Source organism: Kushneria halocnemicola (genome assembly GCF_965650455.1).
GTDB lineage: Bacteria > Pseudomonadota > Gammaproteobacteria > Pseudomonadales > Halomonadaceae > Kushneria.
In genome coordinates this window covers 409,004-427,501 of sequence record NZ_OZ287968.1, presented here as the reverse complement: position 1 = coordinate 427,501, position 18,498 = coordinate 409,004, and the positions used below count along the sequence as shown (strand labels likewise).

At 61.6% G+C, this 18,498-nt stretch carries 16 protein-coding genes; 5 read left to right on the top strand and 11 right to left on the bottom strand.

What is annotated here, in order from left to right:
• Window positions 1–69 precede the first annotated feature (69 nt).
• Together epmA and efp are read right to left on the bottom strand one after the other, a co-directional pair.
• Window positions 70–1,053 carry an EF-P lysine aminoacylase EpmA gene (epmA, locus tag ACS92L_RS01780; protein ID WP_438766623.1) on the bottom strand — a complete coding sequence of 328 codons (984 nt, stop codon included), beginning with the start codon at window positions 1,051–1,053 and terminating at the stop codon, window positions 70–72.
• Window positions 1,054–1,137: 84 nt separating this feature from the next.
• Entirely contained in the window at window positions 1,138–1,704 is a 567-nt protein-coding gene (gene efp, locus ACS92L_RS01775) for an elongation factor P (protein ID WP_438766622.1), read from the bottom strand.
• A gap of 137 nt (window positions 1,705–1,841) precedes the next feature.
• On the opposite strand from efp, the gene epmB reads away from it, so the two are divergent.
• Window positions 1,842–2,900 (top strand): EF-P beta-lysylation protein EpmB, encoded by a 1,059-nt coding sequence (epmB, locus tag ACS92L_RS01770; RefSeq protein WP_438766620.1) that lies wholly within the window; start codon window positions 1,842–1,844, stop codon window positions 2,898–2,900.
• 11 nt (window positions 2,901–2,911) lie between these two features.
• Here epmB and ACS92L_RS01765 read toward each other — a convergent pair whose 3' ends face one another.
• The 3 genes from ACS92L_RS01765 to ACS92L_RS01755 all read right to left on the bottom strand — a co-directional run bounded on the left by ACS92L_RS01765 (window position 2,912) and on the right by ACS92L_RS01755 (window position 5,749).
• Entirely contained in the window at window positions 2,912–3,238 is a 327-nt protein-coding gene (locus ACS92L_RS01765; protein WP_438766619.1) for a protealysin inhibitor emfourin, read from the bottom strand.
• Entirely contained in the window at window positions 3,235–4,278 is a 1,044-nt protein-coding gene (locus tag ACS92L_RS01760) for a M4 family metallopeptidase (RefSeq protein ID WP_438766618.1), read from the bottom strand. Before ACS92L_RS01760 ends, ACS92L_RS01765 begins: the two co-directional genes overlap by 4 nt.
• Before the next feature lie 163 nt (window positions 4,279–4,441).
• Complete coding sequence (locus ACS92L_RS01755; RefSeq protein WP_438768373.1) at window positions 4,442–5,749, bottom strand: lytic murein transglycosylase; 1,308 nt, start codon at window positions 5,747–5,749, stop codon at window positions 4,442–4,444.
• 221 nt (window positions 5,750–5,970) lie between these two features.
• Here ACS92L_RS01755 and ACS92L_RS01750 point away from each other — a divergent pair, with 221 nt between their 5' ends.
• Window positions 5,971–6,441 carry a DUF4385 domain-containing protein gene (locus ACS92L_RS01750; RefSeq protein WP_438766617.1) on the top strand — a complete coding sequence of 157 codons (471 nt, stop codon included), beginning with the start codon at window positions 5,971–5,973 and terminating at the stop codon, window positions 6,439–6,441.
• Between the two features lie 40 nt (window positions 6,442–6,481).
• Window positions 6,482–6,811 carry a 5-carboxymethyl-2-hydroxymuconate Delta-isomerase gene (locus tag ACS92L_RS01745; RefSeq protein WP_438766616.1) on the top strand — a complete coding sequence of 110 codons (330 nt, stop codon included), beginning with the start codon at window positions 6,482–6,484 and terminating at the stop codon, window positions 6,809–6,811.
• Window positions 6,812–6,815: 4 nt separating this feature from the next.
• Here ACS92L_RS01745 and ACS92L_RS01740 read toward each other — a convergent pair whose 3' ends face one another.
• From ACS92L_RS01740 to pgi, 6 genes are all read right to left on the bottom strand, one after another.
• Window positions 6,816–8,546: an HD domain-containing phosphohydrolase gene (locus ACS92L_RS01740; RefSeq protein WP_438766615.1), complete on the bottom strand. Its 1,731-nt coding sequence runs from the start codon at window positions 8,544–8,546 to the stop codon at window positions 6,816–6,818.
• Between the two features lie 79 nt (window positions 8,547–8,625).
• Entirely contained in the window at window positions 8,626–9,849 is a 1,224-nt protein-coding gene (serB, locus tag ACS92L_RS01735) for a phosphoserine phosphatase SerB (RefSeq protein WP_438766614.1), read from the bottom strand.
• 89 nt (window positions 9,850–9,938) lie between these two features.
• Window positions 9,939–12,185: a DNA topoisomerase IV subunit A gene (gene parC / locus ACS92L_RS01730; RefSeq protein WP_438766613.1), complete on the bottom strand. Its 2,247-nt coding sequence runs from the start codon at window positions 12,183–12,185 to the stop codon at window positions 9,939–9,941.
• A gap of 1 nt (window position 12,186) precedes the next feature.
• Window positions 12,187–14,067, bottom strand: a complete 1,881-nt coding sequence (parE, locus tag ACS92L_RS01725) for a DNA topoisomerase IV subunit B (RefSeq protein WP_438766612.1) — start codon at window positions 14,065–14,067, stop codon at window positions 12,187–12,189.
• A 145-nt stretch (window positions 14,068–14,212) separates the two neighbouring features.
• Window positions 14,213–14,839 carry a YqiA/YcfP family alpha/beta fold hydrolase gene (locus tag ACS92L_RS01720; protein WP_438766611.1) on the bottom strand — a complete coding sequence of 209 codons (627 nt, stop codon included), beginning with the start codon at window positions 14,837–14,839 and terminating at the stop codon, window positions 14,213–14,215.
• 43 nt (window positions 14,840–14,882) lie between these two features.
• Window positions 14,883–16,526 (bottom strand): glucose-6-phosphate isomerase, encoded by a 1,644-nt coding sequence (pgi, locus tag ACS92L_RS01715; RefSeq protein ID WP_438766610.1) that lies wholly within the window; start codon window positions 16,524–16,526, stop codon window positions 14,883–14,885.
• Between the two features lie 187 nt (window positions 16,527–16,713).
• Here pgi and cmoA point away from each other — a divergent pair, with 187 nt between their 5' ends.
• On the top strand, window positions 16,714–17,448 hold the full coding sequence (gene cmoA, locus ACS92L_RS01710; protein WP_438766609.1) for a carboxy-S-adenosyl-L-methionine synthase CmoA: 735 nt from the start codon (window positions 16,714–16,716) through the stop codon (window positions 17,446–17,448).
• A 32-nt stretch (window positions 17,449–17,480) separates the two neighbouring features.
• The gene (cmoB, locus tag ACS92L_RS01705) at window positions 17,481–18,464 is read left to right on the top strand and encodes a tRNA 5-methoxyuridine(34)/uridine 5-oxyacetic acid(34) synthase CmoB (RefSeq protein ID WP_438766608.1); all 984 of its coding nucleotides are present in this window, start codon (window positions 17,481–17,483) and stop codon (window positions 18,462–18,464) included.
• The last annotated feature ends 34 nt before the right edge of the window (window positions 18,465–18,498 follow it).

Sequence of the window (18,498 nt, the reverse complement as noted above, 5' to 3'; positions counted from 1 at the left end):
CTCTCCTGCAGGGCCCGGGGCAACACCATCAATGCGGTATCGAAACCAGACGACGTGCTGATTGCTCGATCAGCATCTGGCGGTGCCAAACGCCATGGCGCTGTCGATATTTTCCAGACCCAGTGCCAACATGATCAGACGATCCACGCCCAGCGCCACGCCACAGCCCTGTGGCATGCCGACGCGCAGCGCCGCAATCAGCCTTTGATCGGCATCCACCGGCGGTTTGCCCAGCGCAAGACGGGCCTGATTATCCGCCTCAAAACGTGCCTGCTGCTCATCGGCATCGGTCAGCTCATCAAAGCCGTTGGCAAGTTCGATGCCCTCCAGATACACCTCGAATCTTGACGCCACCAGCGCCCCGTCACTGTCCTGACGCCGTCGCGCCAGTGCCGCCTGAGAAGCCGGATAGTCCACCACCACATCAAGGCCGCCCTGCCCCAGTCGTGGCTCGATAACCAGCGACATCAAAAGATCGCAGCAATCATCGCGCGACCATGACGCCGTGTCGCTTCCCGCGTAGCGGGCGGCACTGTCACGCAGGGCTGCCTGCGTCTCCGGCGTGTCACTCAAGGGGTCAATCGAGAGATATTCCCGGAAAAGGTCACGATAGGCGCGCTGTCGAACCGCTAGCTGCGGCGCCTCCAGTACGGTCTCGATCAGTTCGGCGACTTCGCGTATCAGCGCTTCAAGCGAAAAACCGGGGCGATACCACTCCAGCATGGTGAACTCGATGTTATGACGCCGGCTTGTTTCACCATCGCGAAACGCGCGCGAGAGCTGAAAGATGGGACCGCTGCCGGCCGCCAGCAGACGCTTCATATGGTATTCAGGCGAGGTCTGCAGCCAGAGCCGCTCCTCACCGGCTGATGTATGGGCATTCAGGAAGAGCGAGTCCAGATGCACGTCGCTGCTGCCGGCGTGCCCCAGTACGGGGGTTTCCACCTCGAGCACGTCGCGGACTTCAAAGAAGTCGCGGATGCAGCGCATGACGGCTGCGCGCGCGCGCAATACTTCCATGGTAGCGCCGGGGCGCCAGTCATCAGCACTCATGCCGAGTCATCCATCAATGAGACAGGATAAAACGCAATCGCCGGGCCACGGGGCCCGGCGATTGCCGTCGTTCAAACAAGCGTCTTACGCGCGGCTGACGTACTCGCCGCTGCGGGTATCAATCTTGAGCGTTTCACCCTGATTGATGAAAAGCGGGACGCGCACCATCGCACCGGTGGTCAGAGTGGCCGGCTTGGAGCCGCCCTGGGCAGTGTCGCCCTTGAGACCCGGGTCGGTTTCGATGACTTCCAGCTCGATGAAGTTGGGCGGGGTCACCGAAATGGGATTGTCGTTCCAGAGCGTGATGGTGTAGACCACCTGCTCCTTGAGCCACTTGGAAGTGTCCCCTACGGCCTTTTTGTCGGCGGCGAACTGCTCAAAGGAGCCGTCGGTTCTCATGAAGTGCCACATCTCGCCATCGTTGTAGAGATACTCCATGTCGATGTCGAGCACATCGGCACCTTCCAGCGATTCGCCGGACTTGAACGTGCGCTCCCAGGTACGCCCGGTCATCAGATTGCGCAGCTTGACGCGGTTGAAGGCCTGACCCTTGCCGGGTTTGACGAGCTCGTTTTCGACGATGTTACAGGGATCGCCGTCGAGCATCACTTTCAGACCGCCCTTGAATTCGTTGGTAGAATAGCTTGCCATAACGCCTCGTTGTGTTCGCAGCCGCTCGGGTATCAAAGGCTGCGGGGACAGTGAATGACCAGACAGCTCCGGATCGATGACCATGCAGGTCACATCGACTCCGAAGCCTCGGAATACGTGCGATGATAACGCGAACCATGCAGCCTGTGCAGACTATCTCTTTTTCCCCAGCCGGTGATGACAGCGCCCCCGGACAGAGCTGGCAGTCGCAGCTTTCCGGCGCTATCCGTGACCCGAAGGCGCTTCTGGCCGCCGTCGGGCTCGACGAGCGCTGGCTGCCGGGCGCTGAAGGTGGCCATCAGGCCTTTGAGGTGCGGGTGCCGCTGGCCTATCTATCACGCATCAAAAAGGGCGACCCCGGTGATCCGCTGCTGCGCCAGGTACTGCCACTCGAGCATGAAACGCACGCGGTCGCAGGCTATGTGACCGACCCGCTGGAAGAGGCCGATCATACCCCGATGGCCGGGTTGATCCACAAGTACGCCACGCGGGTACTGATGATCACCAGTGGCGCCTGCGCCATCAACTGCCGCTACTGCTTCAGGCGCCATTTTCCCTATGAGGATCACGCCGCCTCGCGGGCGCAGTGGGGCAAAACGCTGGACTACCTGCGTGACGACGACTCGCTGATCGAGGCGATCCTTTCCGGCGGCGACCCGCTGGTCTCAAGCGATACCCGGCTGGCCTGGCTGGTCGGTGAACTTGACGCCATTCCTCATCTCAAACGCCTGCGCCTGCACACCCGCCTGCCGGTCGTGATCCCCGATCGTGTCGATGATGCGATGCTTGAATGGCTTGCGAACACGCGCCTTCAAAAGGTGGTGGTGCTGCATATCAACCATGCCAACGAAATTGACGACAGTGTCATGAAAGCCTGTGAAAGGCTCAGGAGTGTGGGCGTCACGCTGCTCAACCAGAGCGTGTTGCTGCGCGGCGTCAACGATGATGTGACGGTGCTCAGAGCACTGTCCGAGCGGCTTTTTGAGGCCGGCATTCTGCCCTACTACCTTCATGTGCTCGACCCCGTGGCGGGTGCCGCGCACTTTAATGTGCCAGACAGTGAGGCCATGGCGCTGCATGACAGCCTTGGAGAACAGCTGCCGGGCTTTTTATTGCCGCGGCTGGTGCGCGAGGTGCCGGGAGACCGGGCCAAGACCCCGGTCAGAGCCGACAGCTTGCGGCAGGCATCGGACTGACTGGAGCCGCATCAGTCGCTGGGTCCACTGTCCCATAGCGACACCAGCGCTTCCGGTGCCCGCCGCTCGGGCACATGCAGGGTGATGACATCGCTGTCGTTGCCCACCGGCATGATGACGATGCGAAAATAGCGCTGATCCCCCTGCCCGGCCTGGTCGCCCGGATATTTCAGCTGTTCGGCTTCATCGAGGAGTTTGCAGACCTTCCTGCGCTGCGACAGCGAACACTCCTGAAAGGCAATTTCGCGAGGACGCGCCAGCGCCGGCATATAGGCAACGCCCCCCTCTCTCGCCAGGCGAACGCGGGCACGCTCGCCCAGAGTATGTTGATAGCTCACGCGTCAACTCCTACGCCCTGCCAGCCGCTCAGTACGGCCTCGCGGACTTCATCGCCGTCGAACAACCGCTCGGCGTTATCCAGCGTCAGACGGGCAAAATCGGTAAATTCGGCATCATTGGCCAGTCGCTCATCGGTGAGCGTGGCATACCAGACTCGCCCGGCGCGCTCCCAGCTGTAGCCGCCCAGCGCCATGGCCGTCAGATAAAAGGCGCGATTGGGAATGCCCGAGTTGATGTGGACGCCGCCGTTGTCTTCGTTGGTCTCCAGAAAATCGCGCATGTGTGCCGGCTGCGGGTCGCGCCCCAGCAGCGGATCATCGTAGGCTGTACCCGGTGCGGCCATCGAACGAAGCCCGATGGCGTTGATGCCCGGGGCCAACAGGTCGCGGCCGATCGACCAGTCGGCCTCTTCCACCGTCTGGTTGGCATCATACTGGGCCACCATGACCCCAAAGACATCCGAGATGGACTCGTTCAGTGCCCCCGACTGGTTGTAGTACACAAGCCCGGCTTCACGTTCGGTGATGCCGTGCGTCAACTCATGCGCCACAACATCAAGCGCGCGAGTAAAGGAGAGAAAGATGTCGCCATCGCCGTCGCCAAAGACCATCTGATAGCCGTTCCAGAAGGCGTTTTGATAATCCTGACCGTAATGGACGGTGCCCAGCAGCGCGCCGCCCTCGTCGTCGATGGCATTGCGCTCAAAAATTTCCCAGAAAAAGCGATAGGTGGCGCCCAGATCACCGTAGGCCTCGTCCACGGCCGCGTCACCGGTGTCGGACTGACCTTCGCGCCGTACCTGACGGCCGGGAAGCTCCATGGTGTTGCCCGCATCAAAGATATAGCGCAGCGGCTCGCCGCGAGCACCGCGCCGATCATCGGTAGGCGCCGTATGGCGTTCGGTGCGCGCCCTGAAACGCGAATCGAGCGTCAGGGTACTCAACGCGCAGCGGCGATGCCGGTCGTTGCCGTTTTCGATCAGATAATTGAGCAGGTGAGGAGGAATGACCCCATAGGGGTTGTTGCGCGTCGCCGTCATGATGACTCTCCGACTGGCCGCCACGGCGACAGCAAACCTGGCGCGTGACGGTCAATGCCTGTTGGTGATTCCCTTCACTACAAGCCTAGTCGAGACGGGCAGGCACCACTTTAAGGTGTGATGAATGGCCACATCGACTTTTGTCTAATGCCGCCCTGCAGGGCTACGGCTGACGCAGCGCCTCCAGCACGCTGGTGCTGGGAAACCCATCCGGTGTTTTTCCCACGCTGCGCTGCCATGCCCGCAGCCCTTCGCGCGTATTGGGTCCCATGATGCCGTCCGGCGTCCCGGTGCCAAAGCCCTTCTGATTCAAAAGGCTTTGCATCTCTTTGGTCTGCGAACGTGTCAGCGGTTTGACATCGCGCGGCCAGTCACCCTGAACGCCCGACCCGCCATCGATGCGCTGGGACAGATACGCCACCGCAAGGGCATAGCTGGTGGCGTTGTTGTAACGCATGATCACACGAAAGTTGGGACCGACCAGAAATGCCGGGCCCTGGGCGCCGGCGGGCGCAATGACGGAGGCCTGATCGAAATTCGGCAGCGACTGGCCTTCAACGGCGCGAACGCCCTGCGAGCGCCAGGCAGACGTGGCTTGACGGGTGGAAAGCTCGGTTCGCGTGTAGTCAAAGTCTTCGGGAAGAGTCACCTCAACGCCCCAGGGCTGACCACGCTGCCAGCCGTTTTTGGCCAGATAGTTGGCAGTGGAAGCCATCACATCCGGAATACTGCCCCAGATGTCACGCCGCCCGTCACCGTCGCCATCCACGGCGTAGGCCAGAAAGCTGGTGGGAATGAACTGGGTGTGGCCCATGGCACCGGCCCAGGAGCCCAGCATGTGCTCCCGGTCGATATCGCCTTCCTGAATAATGCGCAGGGCGGCTATCAACTGCTCCTGGGCAAAGGCGTGGCGGCGCCCTTCATAGCCCAGCGTGGCAAAGGCATCGATGGCCGAGAAACTGCCGAAGTTGCCGCCATAGTTGCTCTCGATGCCCCAGATGGCCGTAATCACCGAACCGGGTACGCCATAGCGCGACTGCGTCTGATCGGCGCTCTCCTGATGCTCGGCCAGCTTCTGACGACCGTTGTCGATCCGGCTCGAGGAGACCGCGCTGTCCAGATACTCCCAGATGCCCCGGGTAAACTCGGGCTGTGAGCGATCCAGCTCGATAATACGAGGCTGATAGCGCACGTTGGCCAGCGCCTCATCCAGCGTGGTCTGCGAAATGCCTTCCGAGCGCGCCTTTTGTCGAAATTCGCTGACCCACTGATCGAACGATTCCCGCTCGGCAGGCGTTTGATCGTCTCTGGCCGCCGGAGCGGTCTCGACGGTTTCGGTGGTCTCGGCAGTCGCTGCACGAGCCTGTACATCGCCGCTGTCAGCTTCGGCCTGCCGTGACGGTGAGGACGATGGTGACGCACCGGCCTGGCAGCCCTGCATGGCGCCGCTGCCCAGCAGCAGTGCCAGCATCAGCGTACGTGCACGGGCCACCGATACGCCGGCGTATCGATGTGACAAGCTTTTTCCCTGGAATCGTAATGGCATTACCGCTTTCCTGTCTGATGAGCTGAACTATCATGGCTGATAACGCATGACATTGACCACTACCGGGCACGCGGCGTGCTCTGGTATTTCAGCATGACTTCATGGATGAGTTGCCGGGCAATACCAATGGATGACAGGACAAACGCATGAGCAAGTCAAAAGAGGCCCTGACCGGGCAGCCGCAACAGGATAACGGCGACAAGCCGGACTGTCGCAAGCATCCCGAGCACTACCGCGTGGGCCGCGGTGAACAGGGCGTGCTCACCGTCGAGCCCTACAAGGGCGAGTTGCTGCCCCACTGGCGCTTCAAGACACCCGATGACGCTCGGGCCTCATCGCAAAAGCTTCTGGAGATGTTTGAAGACTACCGCTTGCGCGATGATTTTGTCGGCATGGACATGGCGCGAAAGTTTATTCAGATGGGCCATACCCGTGCCCGGCGCTATGCCAACTATCCGGGCGGACGCAAATACGATAAAAACGGCGAGATTCGTGAACGCGAGATCGACGAGGAAAAGGCCGAGTCGGCGGCCATCTTCGAGAAGGTCTGGATACAGGTGCGCGAAGACGAGAACTACCTGAAACGCAAAAAGGCCCATCAGCGCGCCTACGGCTGAAAGCCTTTCTGGCTTGAATATTTCATAACGGAACACCGGCATGCCCACACTGCTTTTTCACCATCCGCGAACGCTTGGCGATGACACCCTGGAGGGGCTGGTGGACGCCCTGCACCGCTGCACGCTGGACAGCGGTCTTTTCGAGGCCCGCGCGATCAAGGTCGCCACCCTTTCCCTGTCAAATACACGCCAGGGCGGCGAAAAACGCCCCTTCGCCTCGCTGCAGGTCCGCCTGTTTGCCGGACGGACACAGGCGCAGCGTCTTGCCCTGTCCAATGCGCTGCTGGCCGTTATCAATGAATCGCTGGGAGAGCAGATGAGCGCCACCGTCGAGATAGTGGAAACCGATCCGACCACCTTCTCGCGTTGACGACTCACCAGGGTGTCATTGCACTGTCGTGACGCCCGACACAGCCCTCAAGCGTTCCCAGCTGCACCAGCTCCGACCCCTCCAGCACCTGATTCATGCGCTTGTCGTGGGTCAGCTCACGCACGACCCGAACCCGCGATGGCTGCCCTTTGGCATCAAGGCGCATGACCCAGGCCTGAAAGCCGCTGGAAAATGCTACCAGCGAGCCGATCGGCGTGAAGCCGTAGCGCTTGACGTATCGGTTCACGCAGGCGGTATCGAACTGGCTGCCGGCATTGAAGATATGACGGTAGATATCGAGTGCCAGCCACGCCGGACGATCGCTGCGGGGCCGGCTCATGGCATCGATGGCATCCACGACGGCGGCCATGCGCGCCAGACGATTCATCGAGTGACCATCCAGCCCGCGCGGGTAACCGCTGCCATCGAGTCGCTCGTTGATACTCAGCAAGACGTCACGGCGCATATCGGTAGTGAGGCCGTCACGCTCGATGCGAAAGCGCAAAAGCTCCACGTGCGCATGCAGATGGGAAAGCGTCGAGGCATCCATGGCCCCTTCATGCAGCCGGACATGTTCGGGCAGCAGTATCTTGCCGAAATCATGGATCAGCGCGCAGGCCATCATCTGTACGACCTGATCGGTGGTGCGATCGCCGCTTTCCAGATCGGCCAGTCGCGTGGCGACAAACAGACCGTGACACACCAGCGGCGTGGAATGACGCTCGACGCAGGCCAGCGCGTACAACAGTGCCTGACGGTCCTCCTGTAAAAGCGCCAGCAGTCGGCGCGACTGCTCACACAGCACCGCCGTTTCCAGACTCATGCCGGCCTGCAGATTGATCAGCTGAACGCCCAGCGCACGGGCAATGTTTTTGACGTTATCAAACAGGGGCAGCACCGCCAGTGCTTCTTCCTGAGGGGTGACAACAGTCTCCATCTCAAGGGCGGCACTGCCTTCGTTAAAAAGCCTCGAGGGTGCCACGACACGCTCGGGAGGCGCTTCCAGACGCACTGCTTCGCGCTCGATCTCGCGCACGTAGAACCACACCTGGCGCTCAAAATCGGCAAGGCTTGCATCAAAGACCACGCCGACCAGCACATCGTTGCTGTCGTCACTGCAGCGCATGTGGCGCACGCAGCCGGCCGCATCAAAGGCCTCACTGCTGGGAAATACGGCCCGCAGGCGATGCAGCGCCATGCCGATCTGGAAATTGATGGCGTCATTGACCGACACCGCAATCAGACAGCCACCGATGGACAGATCCACCAGTCGCCCCTCGACTTCGCTGCCACCGCGCTGCGCGGTCATGAGCATGTTGACCTTCATGCCGCGCTCGAGCGTGGCACGAAACAGATTGCGCTGGCGGGTCAGCTTGAGCGAGACAGGCAGCGCTGAGCGAATATCGACCCGATCAACCTGCACGCTAACCTTGAGCGGTCGCATCATGGCGCTGGTCATGGACATCGAGGTGTGCTGAATGTCCAGATAGAAGGGAAGACGCTGGTTCAAAAGCGATTCGAGGTCCTTGAGATCGCTGGCCCTGAGCACACACTGGTGCAGGTCGCGATCCAGCAGGGCCAGAGTCACGGGATACTGGACATCGAGACCTTCGAAACGTATCGACAGCCGGGCATCATTACCGGTCAGGTCGGCGAAGGTCTCGACAATTTGATCCGGCGCACCGATGTCGAGGTGGCGCGCCTTGCTTGCATTGAGATTGGAATCCGGAAACATGAGATCATCCACCGAGCAGGCCTGAGTGCCTAAATGCCCGTGATATCGGCATGTTACCGCCTTTCTTGAGCGTGGCAGGCTAACCCTGCTGCAGCATTCGCTCGTTATGGCCCAGCAGATACAAAAGGGCGTCAAGCCCCTGCGTCGAGACCGATATGCGGGCCTTTTCGCGCACCAGCGGCTTGGCGTGAAAGGCGATGCCAAGCCCCGCGCCTGCCAGCATTTTCAGATCGTTGGCGCCATCGCCCACGGCCACGGTCTGCTCGATCGCAATCCCCTGGCGCTCGGCGATTTCCTGTAAAAGCACGGCCTTGCGCTCGGCATCAACGATCGGCAGATGGACGTCGCCGGTGACCACGCCTTCCTTGATGACCAGCTCGTTGGCATGCACCTCGTCAAAGCCAAGTCGCCTTTGCAGGTAGCGGGCGAAATAGGTGAAACCGCCCGACAAAATGGCCGTGCGATAGCCCAGTCGCCTGAGCTGTGTCATCAACCGCTCCAGACCGTCCATCAGCTCAAGTCCGTCGGCGACCTCTTCAAGCACTGACTCGCTGAGTCCGTTGAGCATGGCCATGCGCTCGCGAAAACTCTGCTGAAAGTCGATCTCACCGCGCATGGCCCGCTCGGTAATCGCGGCGACATCCTCAAAAACGCCGTGGCGGCGCGCCAGCTCGTCGATGACCTCGGCCTTGATCAACGTAGAGTCCATGTCAAAGCAGATCAGGCGGCGTTGATGGCGCCAGAGGCTGTCTTCCTGAAGGGCGATATCGACCCCCTGCTCTGTTGCAAGGGCCAGCAGCGCCTGCCTGAGTCCATCAATATCCACCGCCTCACCACGCAGGCGATATTCCAGACAGGCGCCGCCGACGCAAGCCGCCGCACTCAGCGAATCAGACCCGGACAGCCGCTTGACCCGCTCAACCACCAGGCCCCACCGACTCGCCAGCTGATCGATCTGCGCCAGCAACGCCATCGACAGATGCGAGGCCATAAGCGTCATGACCAGCGCCGGCGTTTGATGTGGCATCTGCCAGCGCGCCTGTGTCGGTAGATTGATGTCATGCAGTGACAGCGCAAGTCCTGTCTCTTCCTCGACGGCCTGCCAGGCCGAGCGAAGGCGCTCTGCCAGCGTCGATGACTCTTCATCATGGGAGATCAGCGCTTCAAGCACTGTCTGATCAAGCGTCACACGCTGATCGATATCCAGAAGCCGAACGCCGCTGTCGTTGAATACCCGGCTTACGGCTGCCAATTGGCCTGGTCTGACGTCACCGGTGGCACGTACCAGCAGACTTTGCGTCATATCGTTGTCTCACACACCCTGAAAAAAAGCTCAAGGCCGGCGGGTTGCCCCACCGGCCTTTCAAACGGCATTCGATCGCATGACAGGCGCTATTCGACGTCCAGCCGATCCACCTTCTGGAAGCCCTGTGGCAGCTTCATGCCGCGCTTGCCGACACTGCTCACATACCCGGCAAGCTCGTCACCGACCAGACGTTTCTTGCGCTTGCCGGCATGCACCACCAGCGCCCGGCCGGCGTCCAGCACGATCCAGTCGCGCACAAACTCTTCACGGTTGGCCGCTCGCGCGCCGGTAATGTCCATCATGCGCGAGCCCTTACCCTTGCTCAGCGCCGGCAGCTCACCGGCGTCGAACACCAGCAGACGGCCCTCGTTGGAGACCACAGCGACCCTTTGCGCCTCACCCGAAATCGGCAGCGGCATCAGGATGTCGCACCCCTTTGGAATGCTGACCACTGCCTTGCCGGACTTGCTGCGCCCGATCATCTCTTCGAGCGCCACGCCAAAGGCGTAGCCACCGTCGCTGCCCAGCAGATAACGCTGCGTCGGCGCGCCGATCATGGCCGCGCGCAGCTTCGACCCGGCCGCCAGATTGACCCGGCCGGAGACCGGCTCGCCCTGACCTCGGGCCGAGGGCAGCTGATGGGCAGCCAGCGTGTAGGCCCGCCCACTGTCCTCCAGCAGCACCAGCGGCTGATTGGTCTTGCCGTGAGCGGCAAAGGCGAAGCTGTCGCCGGACTTGTAGGAGAGGCTTTTCGGGTCGATATCGTGACCCTTGGCCGCTCGAATCCAGCCTTTCTCGGACACCACCACGGTAATCGGATCGGCGCCGAGCAGGTCGACCTCGGACAGCGCCCGCGCCTCCTGACGCACGACCAGCGGGCTGCGGCGCTCATCGCCATAAGCCTTGGCATCAGCGCGCAGTTCACGCTCGATCAGATTGGTCATGGCCTTCTCGCTGCCCAAAAGCTTCTCAAGCTGCTTGCGCTCGCGCTCGAGCTCATCGCGCTCACCCTTGAGCTTCATCTCTTCAAGCTTGGCCAGATGACGCAGACGCAGCTCGAGAATGGCGTCGGCCTGGCGCTCGCTGAGGCCGAAATGGGCAATCAGGGCGGGCTTTGGCTCATCCTCTTCCCGGATGATGCGGATGACTTCATCCAGATCGAGATAGGCAATCAGCAGGCCTTCAAGAATGTGAAGGCGATCCTCGACCTTGCCCAGACGATGCTCCAGACGCCGGCGCACGGTGTTGCGCCGAAACGTCAGCCATTCATCAAGCAGATGATCCAGCGACATGACCTGCGGGCGACCATCCAGCCCGATCAGGTTCATGTTGACCCGCGTACTCTTTTCGAGATCGGTGGTGGCAAAGAGATGATCCATCAGCGCCTCGACATCGACGCGATTGGAACGCGGCACGATGACCAGCCGCGTGGGCTCTTCATGCGTGGACTCATCGCGCAGGTCCGCCACCATCGGCAGCTTTTTGGCCTGCATCTGGGCGGCCATCTGCTCCAGCACGCGCGCGCCGCTGACCTGCCAGGGCAGCGCGCTGATAATGATGTCGCTGCCATCCTGGTAATAGCGCGCCCGCATGCGTACCGACCCGCGTCCGGTGGTATAGAGCTTTTGCAGATCGGCTTTCGGCGTCACGATCTCGGGGGCGGTGGGGAAGTCCGGCGCCGGCAGCAGTTCGCACAGGGTATCGAGGCTGCAGTCCGGATGGCGCAGGCGGTGCACGGTGGCCTCAACCACTTCCGTCACGTTGTGCGGCGGAATGTCGGTGGCCATGCCAACAGCGATGCCGGAGCCGCCGTTGAGCAGCACATGCGGCAGGCGCGACGGCAGTACCGCCGGCTCGTTCATGGTGCCGTCGAAGTTGGGTATCCAGTCCACGGTGCCCTGCCCCAGCTCGGAGAGCAGCACCTCGGAAAAGCGTGTCAGACGGGACTCGGTATAGCGCATTGCCGCAAACGACTTGGGGTCATCGGGACTGCCCCAGTTGCCCTGGCCATCCACCAGCGGATAGCGATAGCTGAAGGGCTGCGCCATCAGCACCATGGCTTCATAGCAGGCACTGTCGCCGTGCGGGTGAAACTTGCCCAGCACATCGCCGACGGTACGCGCCGACTTCTTGTACTTGGCGCTGGCCGTCAGGGACAGCTCGCGCATGGCGTAGACGATGCGGCGCTGCACCGGCTTCAGGCCATCGCCGATGTTGGGCAGGGCGCGATCAAGGATGACGTACATCGAATAGTCGAGATACGCCTTTTCGGTGTAGCTACGAAGCGCCAGACGCTCGACGTCGCCCTCGCGCACGTGAATATCCATGGTCATGTCAGACGTCTACCTCAGCCATATTGCCGTAACGCTCCAGCCAGCCGCGCCGGTCACCGGCACGCTTTTTGGCCAGCAGCATGTCCATCAGTTCCAGAGTGTCATCCCCGGCTTCGCGGGTTAGCTGCACCAGCCGGCGCGTGTCCGGTGCCATGGTGGTCTCGCGAAGCTGTACCGGACTCATCTCCCCCAGCCCCTTGAAGCGCTGCACATTGGGCGTGCCGCGACGGCTGGCGAGCTTTTTGAGAATGGCCGCCTTTTCGCTCTCGTCCAGGGCGTACTGCACCTCCTTGCCCAGGTCGATGCGATACAGCGGCGGCATGGCCACAAAAACGTGGCCGGCATCGACCAGCGACGGGAAGTGACGCACAAACAGCGCACACAACAGCGTGGCAATGTGCAGACCATCGGAGTCGGCGTCGGCCAGAATGCAGATCTTGTGATAGCGCAGGCGTTCGAGATTGTCGCTGCCCGGGTCCATTCCCAGCGCCACGGCAATGTCGTGAATCTCCTGAGAGCCCAGCACCTCCTGGGAGTCGACCTCCCAGGTGTTCATGATCTTGCCCTTGAGCGGCAAAATCGCCTGGGTTTCGCGGTTGCGCGCCTGCTTGGCGCTGCCGCCGGCCGAGTCGCCCTCGACCAGAAACAGCTCGCCGACCGTTGGGTCCTGACTGGAGCAGTCCGCCAGCTTGCCGGGCAGGGCCGGCCCCTGGGTGACCTTTTTGCGCGCCACCTTTTTCGAGGAGCGCTGACGGCGCTGGGCGGCGCTGATGACCAGCTCGGCGAGCTGCTCGGCCTGGGCGGTGTGCTCGTTGAGCCACAGCGAAAAGGCGTCCTTGACGACGGCCGAGACAAACCCGGCCACGGCGCGTGAGGAGAGACGCTCCTTGGTCTGGCCGGCAAACTGCGGCTCGAACATCTTGATCGAGAGCACAAAGGCTACCCGCTCCCACAGGTCGTCACCCGAGAGCTTGACGTTGCGCGGCAGCAGACTGCGGTAGTCACAGAACTCGCGCAGCGCGTCCAAAAGCCCGGTGCGAAAGCCGTTGACGTGGGTGCCGCCCAGGGTGGTCGGGATCAGGTTGACGTAGGACTCGACCAGCGCCTCGCCGCCTTCGGGCAGCCACTGGATGGCCCAGTCGACGCTGTGCTCGTCGTCTTCAAAGGCGCCGACAAAGGGCGAGGCCGGCAGCGGTTCGAAACCGTCGGTGGACTGGGCGAGATAGTCGCGCAGCCCGTCCTCGTAATGCCAGGTACTGACGGTGCCATTGCTTTCCACCAGCTTGACTTCAAGGCCCGGGCAGAGCACTGCCTTGGCGCGCAGCAGATGCGACAGCCGCGCCACAGAAACATTGGGGCTGTCAAAGTAGGCCAATTCCGGCCAGAAGCGCACCGTCGTGCCACTCGCCTTTTTCGGGCAGTCGCCGATAACGGCCAGCTCTTCGATCTTTTCGCCAAAGGCAAAGGCGGTGCGATAGCGCTTGCCCTCCTTGCAGACCTCTACCTCCAGGCGCTCGGAGAGGGCATTAACGACCGACACCCCCACGCCGTGCAGCCCGCCCGAGAAGCGATAGCTGGACTGGGAGAACTTGCCGCCGGCGTGCAGGCGGGTCAGGATCAGCTCGATCCCGGACACCCCGTGTTCGGGGTGGATATCGATGGGCATGCCGCGGCCGTCATCGACCACTTCGATGGCACCATCCTCGCGAAGATGCACGCTGATCTTTTTTGCGTGGCCGGCCAGCGCTTCATCAACGCTGTTGTCCACCACCTCCTGAACGAGGTGGTTGGGTCGGGTCGTATCGGTATACATACCGGGGCGCTTTCGAACCGGTTCAAGACCGGAAAGCACCTCGATGGAACTGGCACTGTACTGGGTCATACGTGAAATCGCGTCAGAAATGAACGAGAAGCGCTCATCGTCAAGCGCCGAAGGGGCTCTCTGGAACAATCAGCGCTGTCGCAATGGCCCGGACATTCAGCCCGGGCCATTACGTCAACTAACAAGGCGCCATCGGCCCGCAGGCCTACGGTACGGGGTTGAAATCTGCCGGCAGCGTCAGGCCACCATGGGCCAGAACTGTCGGCAAAAGCTCAGGATACCGGCTCAGGCCGTGATCATCACCTTCATTGACCACAAACCGGCTGCCTTCCAGCATCTCCAGGGCCTGGCGGTAATCGAGGATTTCATCCTCGCTGCCCAAAAGCACCAGAAAGCGCTCATCGACGTTGACCAGCTCGGCCTGCTGCTCGCGCAGGGCATCGGCATAGCTCTCGTCGATCACGAACATCTCACCGGTTTCAACATGTTCGATCTCGCTGCCCATACGCTCCAGCGCAATCCGGAGTGGATCAACGGCCGGGTTGATGAGCACCACCCGCGCCACATCATGGGTCCGGGCAAGCCCCATGGCGAGAAACCCGCCCATGGAGCTGCCGATCACCATGGTGCGCCCGGTCAGCGTACTCATGACCTCGCGCGCCGTCTGCCAGGCAGGGCCGGGATGATGGGACAGGGCCGGGGCGATAAAGCGTGGCTGCGGTCGGGCCTGCTCGCAGGCCCGACGCGTCAGCTCGGCCTTGGCCGAACCGGGATGGCTGTTAAAACCGTGCAGATAGAGCACGTTGTCGACGGCATTGGCGTGATCATTCATGGCATCAGCATAACGCAATTACTGTATAAATAAACAGCCATTTTTAAGCGCTGCCACGTTGACCCAGCACGGTCTCGATCAGATGACGGCTTGAGTCGTCCAGCCTGTCGGCACCCTGCCCGCTTTCCAGAATATCGGCCGTTTCATTGGCGATTTTCTTGCCAAGTTCCACGCCCCACTGGTCGAACGAGTCGATATCCCAGATGGCGCCCTGCACATACACCTTGTGCTCATAAAGGGCGATCAGCGCACCGAGCGATTCCGGCGACAGCGTGTCGAACAATACGGTGGATGACGGCTGATTACCGCCGTAGCGCTTGTGCGCCGGCGGGGTCTCGGCGCTTTCGATGGCGTCATCGCCCAGCATCAGCACGCGGGACTGGGCAAAGCAGTTGGCCAGCGACAGGCGGTGTTGACGCTCCAGGCTTTCACGCACCGGCGCGCTTTCGACGTGGTCATAGCGCTTGATGGGCGCCACGAAATCACAGGCGACCGAGCGCGTGCCCTGATGCAGCAGCTGATAGAAGGCGTGCTGACCGTTGGGGCCAATCTCGCCCCACAGAATCGGACAGGTGTTGTAATCGACCTTTTCGCCCTCGTTGGTCGAGGACTTGCCGTTGGACTCCATCTCGAGCTGCTGGAGATAGCCCGGCAGATGCTTGAGACGACCGTCGTAGGGCAGCACCGCCAGCGACTCGATGTCGAGAAAGTTGGTGTTCCAGATGCCCAAAAGACCGAACAGCACCGGCAGATTCTCTTCCAGCGGTGCCGAAGCGAAGTGCTCGTCCATGGCATGACCACCGGCCAGCAGGCGGCGGAAATTGTCCATGCCCAGGCGGATGGCAATCGGCAGACCGATAGCGCTCCAGAAGGAGTAGCGTCCACCGACCCAGTCCCAGAACAGCAGCTGATGATCGGCAGCGATGCCCCACTCGGTCATCTTCTCGGGCTTGGTGGAAACCCCGATGAAGTGATGACGCTTGATGCGATCGATCTCGCCACCGGTCTGCTCGGCAAGCCAGGCCAGCGCCGTATCGGCATTGGCCGAGGTATCGATGGTGCCAAACGACTTGGAGGAGTAGATAAACAGCGTCTCGTCGGCGTCCAGCGTCGGCAAAAGCTCGGCCAGCTGCGAGCCGTCGATGGTGGAGGCAAAGTGCACGTCCAGCGCGTTGGGCGCCACGAAAGCGTCTTCCAGCGCCTTGACCACCATCAGCGGCCCCAGGTCGGAACCGCCCACGCCCAGGTTGATCACCTGTTTGATGGCACGGCCGTTGACGCCGCGCCACTGACCGGCCTGAAGCTTGTCGACCATGCGCTGCATGTGATCGAGACTGTCATGGACGCCGGCCTGAACGTCTTCACCCTCGACGTGAAACTCGCCTTCACGCGGCAGACGCAGCGCCGTGTGCAGGGCCGGGCGGTCTTCGGTCAGGTTGACGCGCTTGCCGGAAAGCAGGCGTTCAACGGCGTCTTCCACCTTCGCTTCACGGGCCAGATCCAGCAGCAGATCAAGGGTTTCCTGGCGAATACGCTGCTTGGAAAAATCCAGCGTCAGCCCGGCGGCCTGACGAGAGAAGGCATCAAAGCGCCCATCCTGCTCAAACAGGGTCGTGAGATGCACATCACGCATCGTATCGCGATGACTTTCCAGCGCCTTCCACGCCTTGTTTTGACGAATCGACATCCTTGCTCTTCCTCCGTGATAGGTGCAGCTTTAGCGCTCAAAGCGTAACATGGTCGGCCATGAAGACCGCCCTGTTCGATGTTCATTCTGGCAGATGGCGTGTCCGACACGCAGCGGGTCTCTATCAGACCACTGTCTGCATGACCGAACAACCTCCTTTAGAGCCTGATGGATCGTGGGTACCCCGATGACCGACGTCTCCCGACGCGACGCCCTTTTTTCGACACCGCTGGATCAGGTCGCCGATTTTTCTTTCGATGAACGTGTGGTCGACTGCTTCCCCGACATGATTCGCCGCTCGGTGCCCGGCTATGCCCAGATCACCAGCATGGCCGGTGTCATCGCTGCACGCCACCTGAGCCCCGGCGCCCATATTCTGGATCTGGGCTGCTCGCTGGGCGCCTCGACGCTTTCCATCTGCCAGCATCTGGCGCCCGACGCCTTCACCCTTCGGGCCATCGACCTGTCGCAGCCCATGGTGGACAAGGCGCGCGCCCTGCTCACACAGCAGGCCCCAAAGCATCGCATCGAGGTGTGTCAGGGCGATATTCGTGACTGTGCCCTGCCATGGGCCGGCATGATCATGGTCAATTTTACGTTACAGTTTCTTGACCCGAGCGAGCGCGACGCCGTCATCGGCCGGCTTTATAAGGCGCTCGTCCCTGGCGGCGTGCTGTTGCTGTCGGAAAAGATTCTGGGCGAGCCGGGTCAGGAACAGCTTTTGATCGATCTGCATCATGACTTCAAGCGCGCCAACGGCTACTCCGATCTCGAGATCAGTCAGAAGCGCACCGCCCTTGAGGACGTCATGGTACCGGACCGGCTCTCCACCCATCACGAGCGCCTGGCCCGCACCGGCTTTTCGCGCCATGACACCTGGTTTCAGTATCTCAACTTTGCCTCGATGCTGGCCTTTAAATAAGTTATCCCTTTTTCACCAGGCCGGACCCCTGCATGTCGATCGATACGCGTCATCTCCCCCTTTATCACGCTTTTCTGGAGCAGGGCCTGGACACCTGGATTGCCCGCCTGCCCGACCAGCTGGCCCGCGGCCTTGACCGCCAGCGCTTTGGTGACCTGCCGGCCTGGGAGCGCGCCGTCAAACGCCTGCCTGCCCTTGAACGACAGACCGTGCATCTGAACGAAGATACCGTCAGCGTGGACGTGGCGATGAATGACGCCAGCCGCCGCCAGTGCGACAACCTTTTAAAAATTCTGGCACCCTGGCGCAAGGGGCCGTATCGCATCGGCGAGATCACCATCGACACCGAATGGCGCTCTGACTGGAAGTGGCAGCGCATCGCGCCTCACTTGAGTGATCTTGCCGGTCGGCGCGTACTCGATGTCGGCGGCGGCAACGGCTATCACGGCTGGCGCATGGCGGGCGCCGGCGCCGGCTTTGTGCTGATTATCGACCCGTCGCCGCGTTTTTACTGGCAGTTTCACGCCATGCGTCACTTCATTGGTGACGCCGGGGCCAACGTGCACTTTCTGCCGGTCGGTATCGAAGAAGTGCCGCCCAACCTGGCTGCCTTCGACACGGTCTTTTCCATGGGCGTGCTCTATCACCGCCGCTCGCCCATCGACCATCTGCGCGAGCTGTACGACACGCTGCGTCCGGGCGGCGAGCTGGTGCTCGAAACCCTGGTGGTGGAAGGCGACGAACATCGGGTGCTGGTGCCAGGCGAGCGCTACGCACAGATGCCCAACGTCTGGTTTCTGCCCTCCTCGAAAGCGCTCGTGCACTGGCTCTCCCGCGTCGGCTTTGACAGGGCGCGCGTGGTCGATGAGGCCGACACCACCCTCGGTGAACAGCGCGCGACCGAATGGATGACCTTTCAGTCGCTGAGCGATTTTCTCGACCCCGAGGATTCGAGCCGCACGGTCGAGGGCTATCCGGCACCCCGACGCGCCGTGGTCATTGCCCGAAAGCCCTGAAATCGCCCGAACGGGCAAACATCGATACACAGCC

Excerpts from the sequence above, each read along its gene's own strand:
- pgi (WP_438766610.1), bottom strand. The coding sequence starts at position 16,526 with ATGTCGATTCGTCAAAACAAGGCGTGGAAGGCGCTGGAAAGTCATCGC.
- epmA (WP_438766623.1), bottom strand. The coding sequence starts at position 1,053 with ATGAGTGCTGATGACTGGCGCCCCGGCGCTACCATGGAAGTATTGCGC.
- serB (WP_438766614.1), bottom strand. The coding sequence starts at position 9,849 with ATGACGCAAAGTCTGCTGGTACGTGCCACCGGTGACGTCAGACCAGGC.
- epmB (WP_438766620.1), top strand. The coding sequence starts at position 1,842 with ATGCAGCCTGTGCAGACTATCTCTTTTTCCCCAGCCGGTGATGACAGC.
- ACS92L_RS01750 (WP_438766617.1), top strand. The coding sequence starts at position 5,971 with ATGAGCAAGTCAAAAGAGGCCCTGACCGGGCAGCCGCAACAGGATAAC.
- parE (WP_438766612.1), bottom strand. The coding sequence starts at position 14,067 with ATGACCCAGTACAGTGCCAGTTCCATCGAGGTGCTTTCCGGTCTTGAA.
- cmoA (WP_438766609.1), top strand. The coding sequence starts at position 16,714 with ATGACCGACGTCTCCCGACGCGACGCCCTTTTTTCGACACCGCTGGAT.
- parC (WP_438766613.1), bottom strand. The coding sequence starts at position 12,185 with ATGACCATGGATATTCACGTGCGCGAGGGCGACGTCGAGCGTCTGGCG.
- ACS92L_RS01745 (WP_438766616.1), top strand. The coding sequence starts at position 6,482 with ATGCCCACACTGCTTTTTCACCATCCGCGAACGCTTGGCGATGACACC.
- ACS92L_RS01760 (WP_438766618.1), bottom strand. The coding sequence starts at position 4,278 with ATGACGGCGACGCGCAACAACCCCTATGGGGTCATTCCTCCTCACCTG.
- ACS92L_RS01720 (WP_438766611.1), bottom strand. The coding sequence starts at position 14,839 with ATGAATGATCACGCCAATGCCGTCGACAACGTGCTCTATCTGCACGGT.
- ACS92L_RS01755 (WP_438768373.1), bottom strand. The coding sequence starts at position 5,749 with ATGCTGGCACTGCTGCTGGGCAGCGGCGCCATGCAGGGCTGCCAGGCC.
- cmoB (WP_438766608.1), top strand. The coding sequence starts at position 17,481 with ATGTCGATCGATACGCGTCATCTCCCCCTTTATCACGCTTTTCTGGAG.
- ACS92L_RS01740 (WP_438766615.1), bottom strand. The coding sequence starts at position 8,546 with ATGTTTCCGGATTCCAATCTCAATGCAAGCAAGGCGCGCCACCTCGAC.
- efp (WP_438766622.1), bottom strand. The coding sequence starts at position 1,704 with ATGGCAAGCTATTCTACCAACGAATTCAAGGGCGGTCTGAAAGTGATG.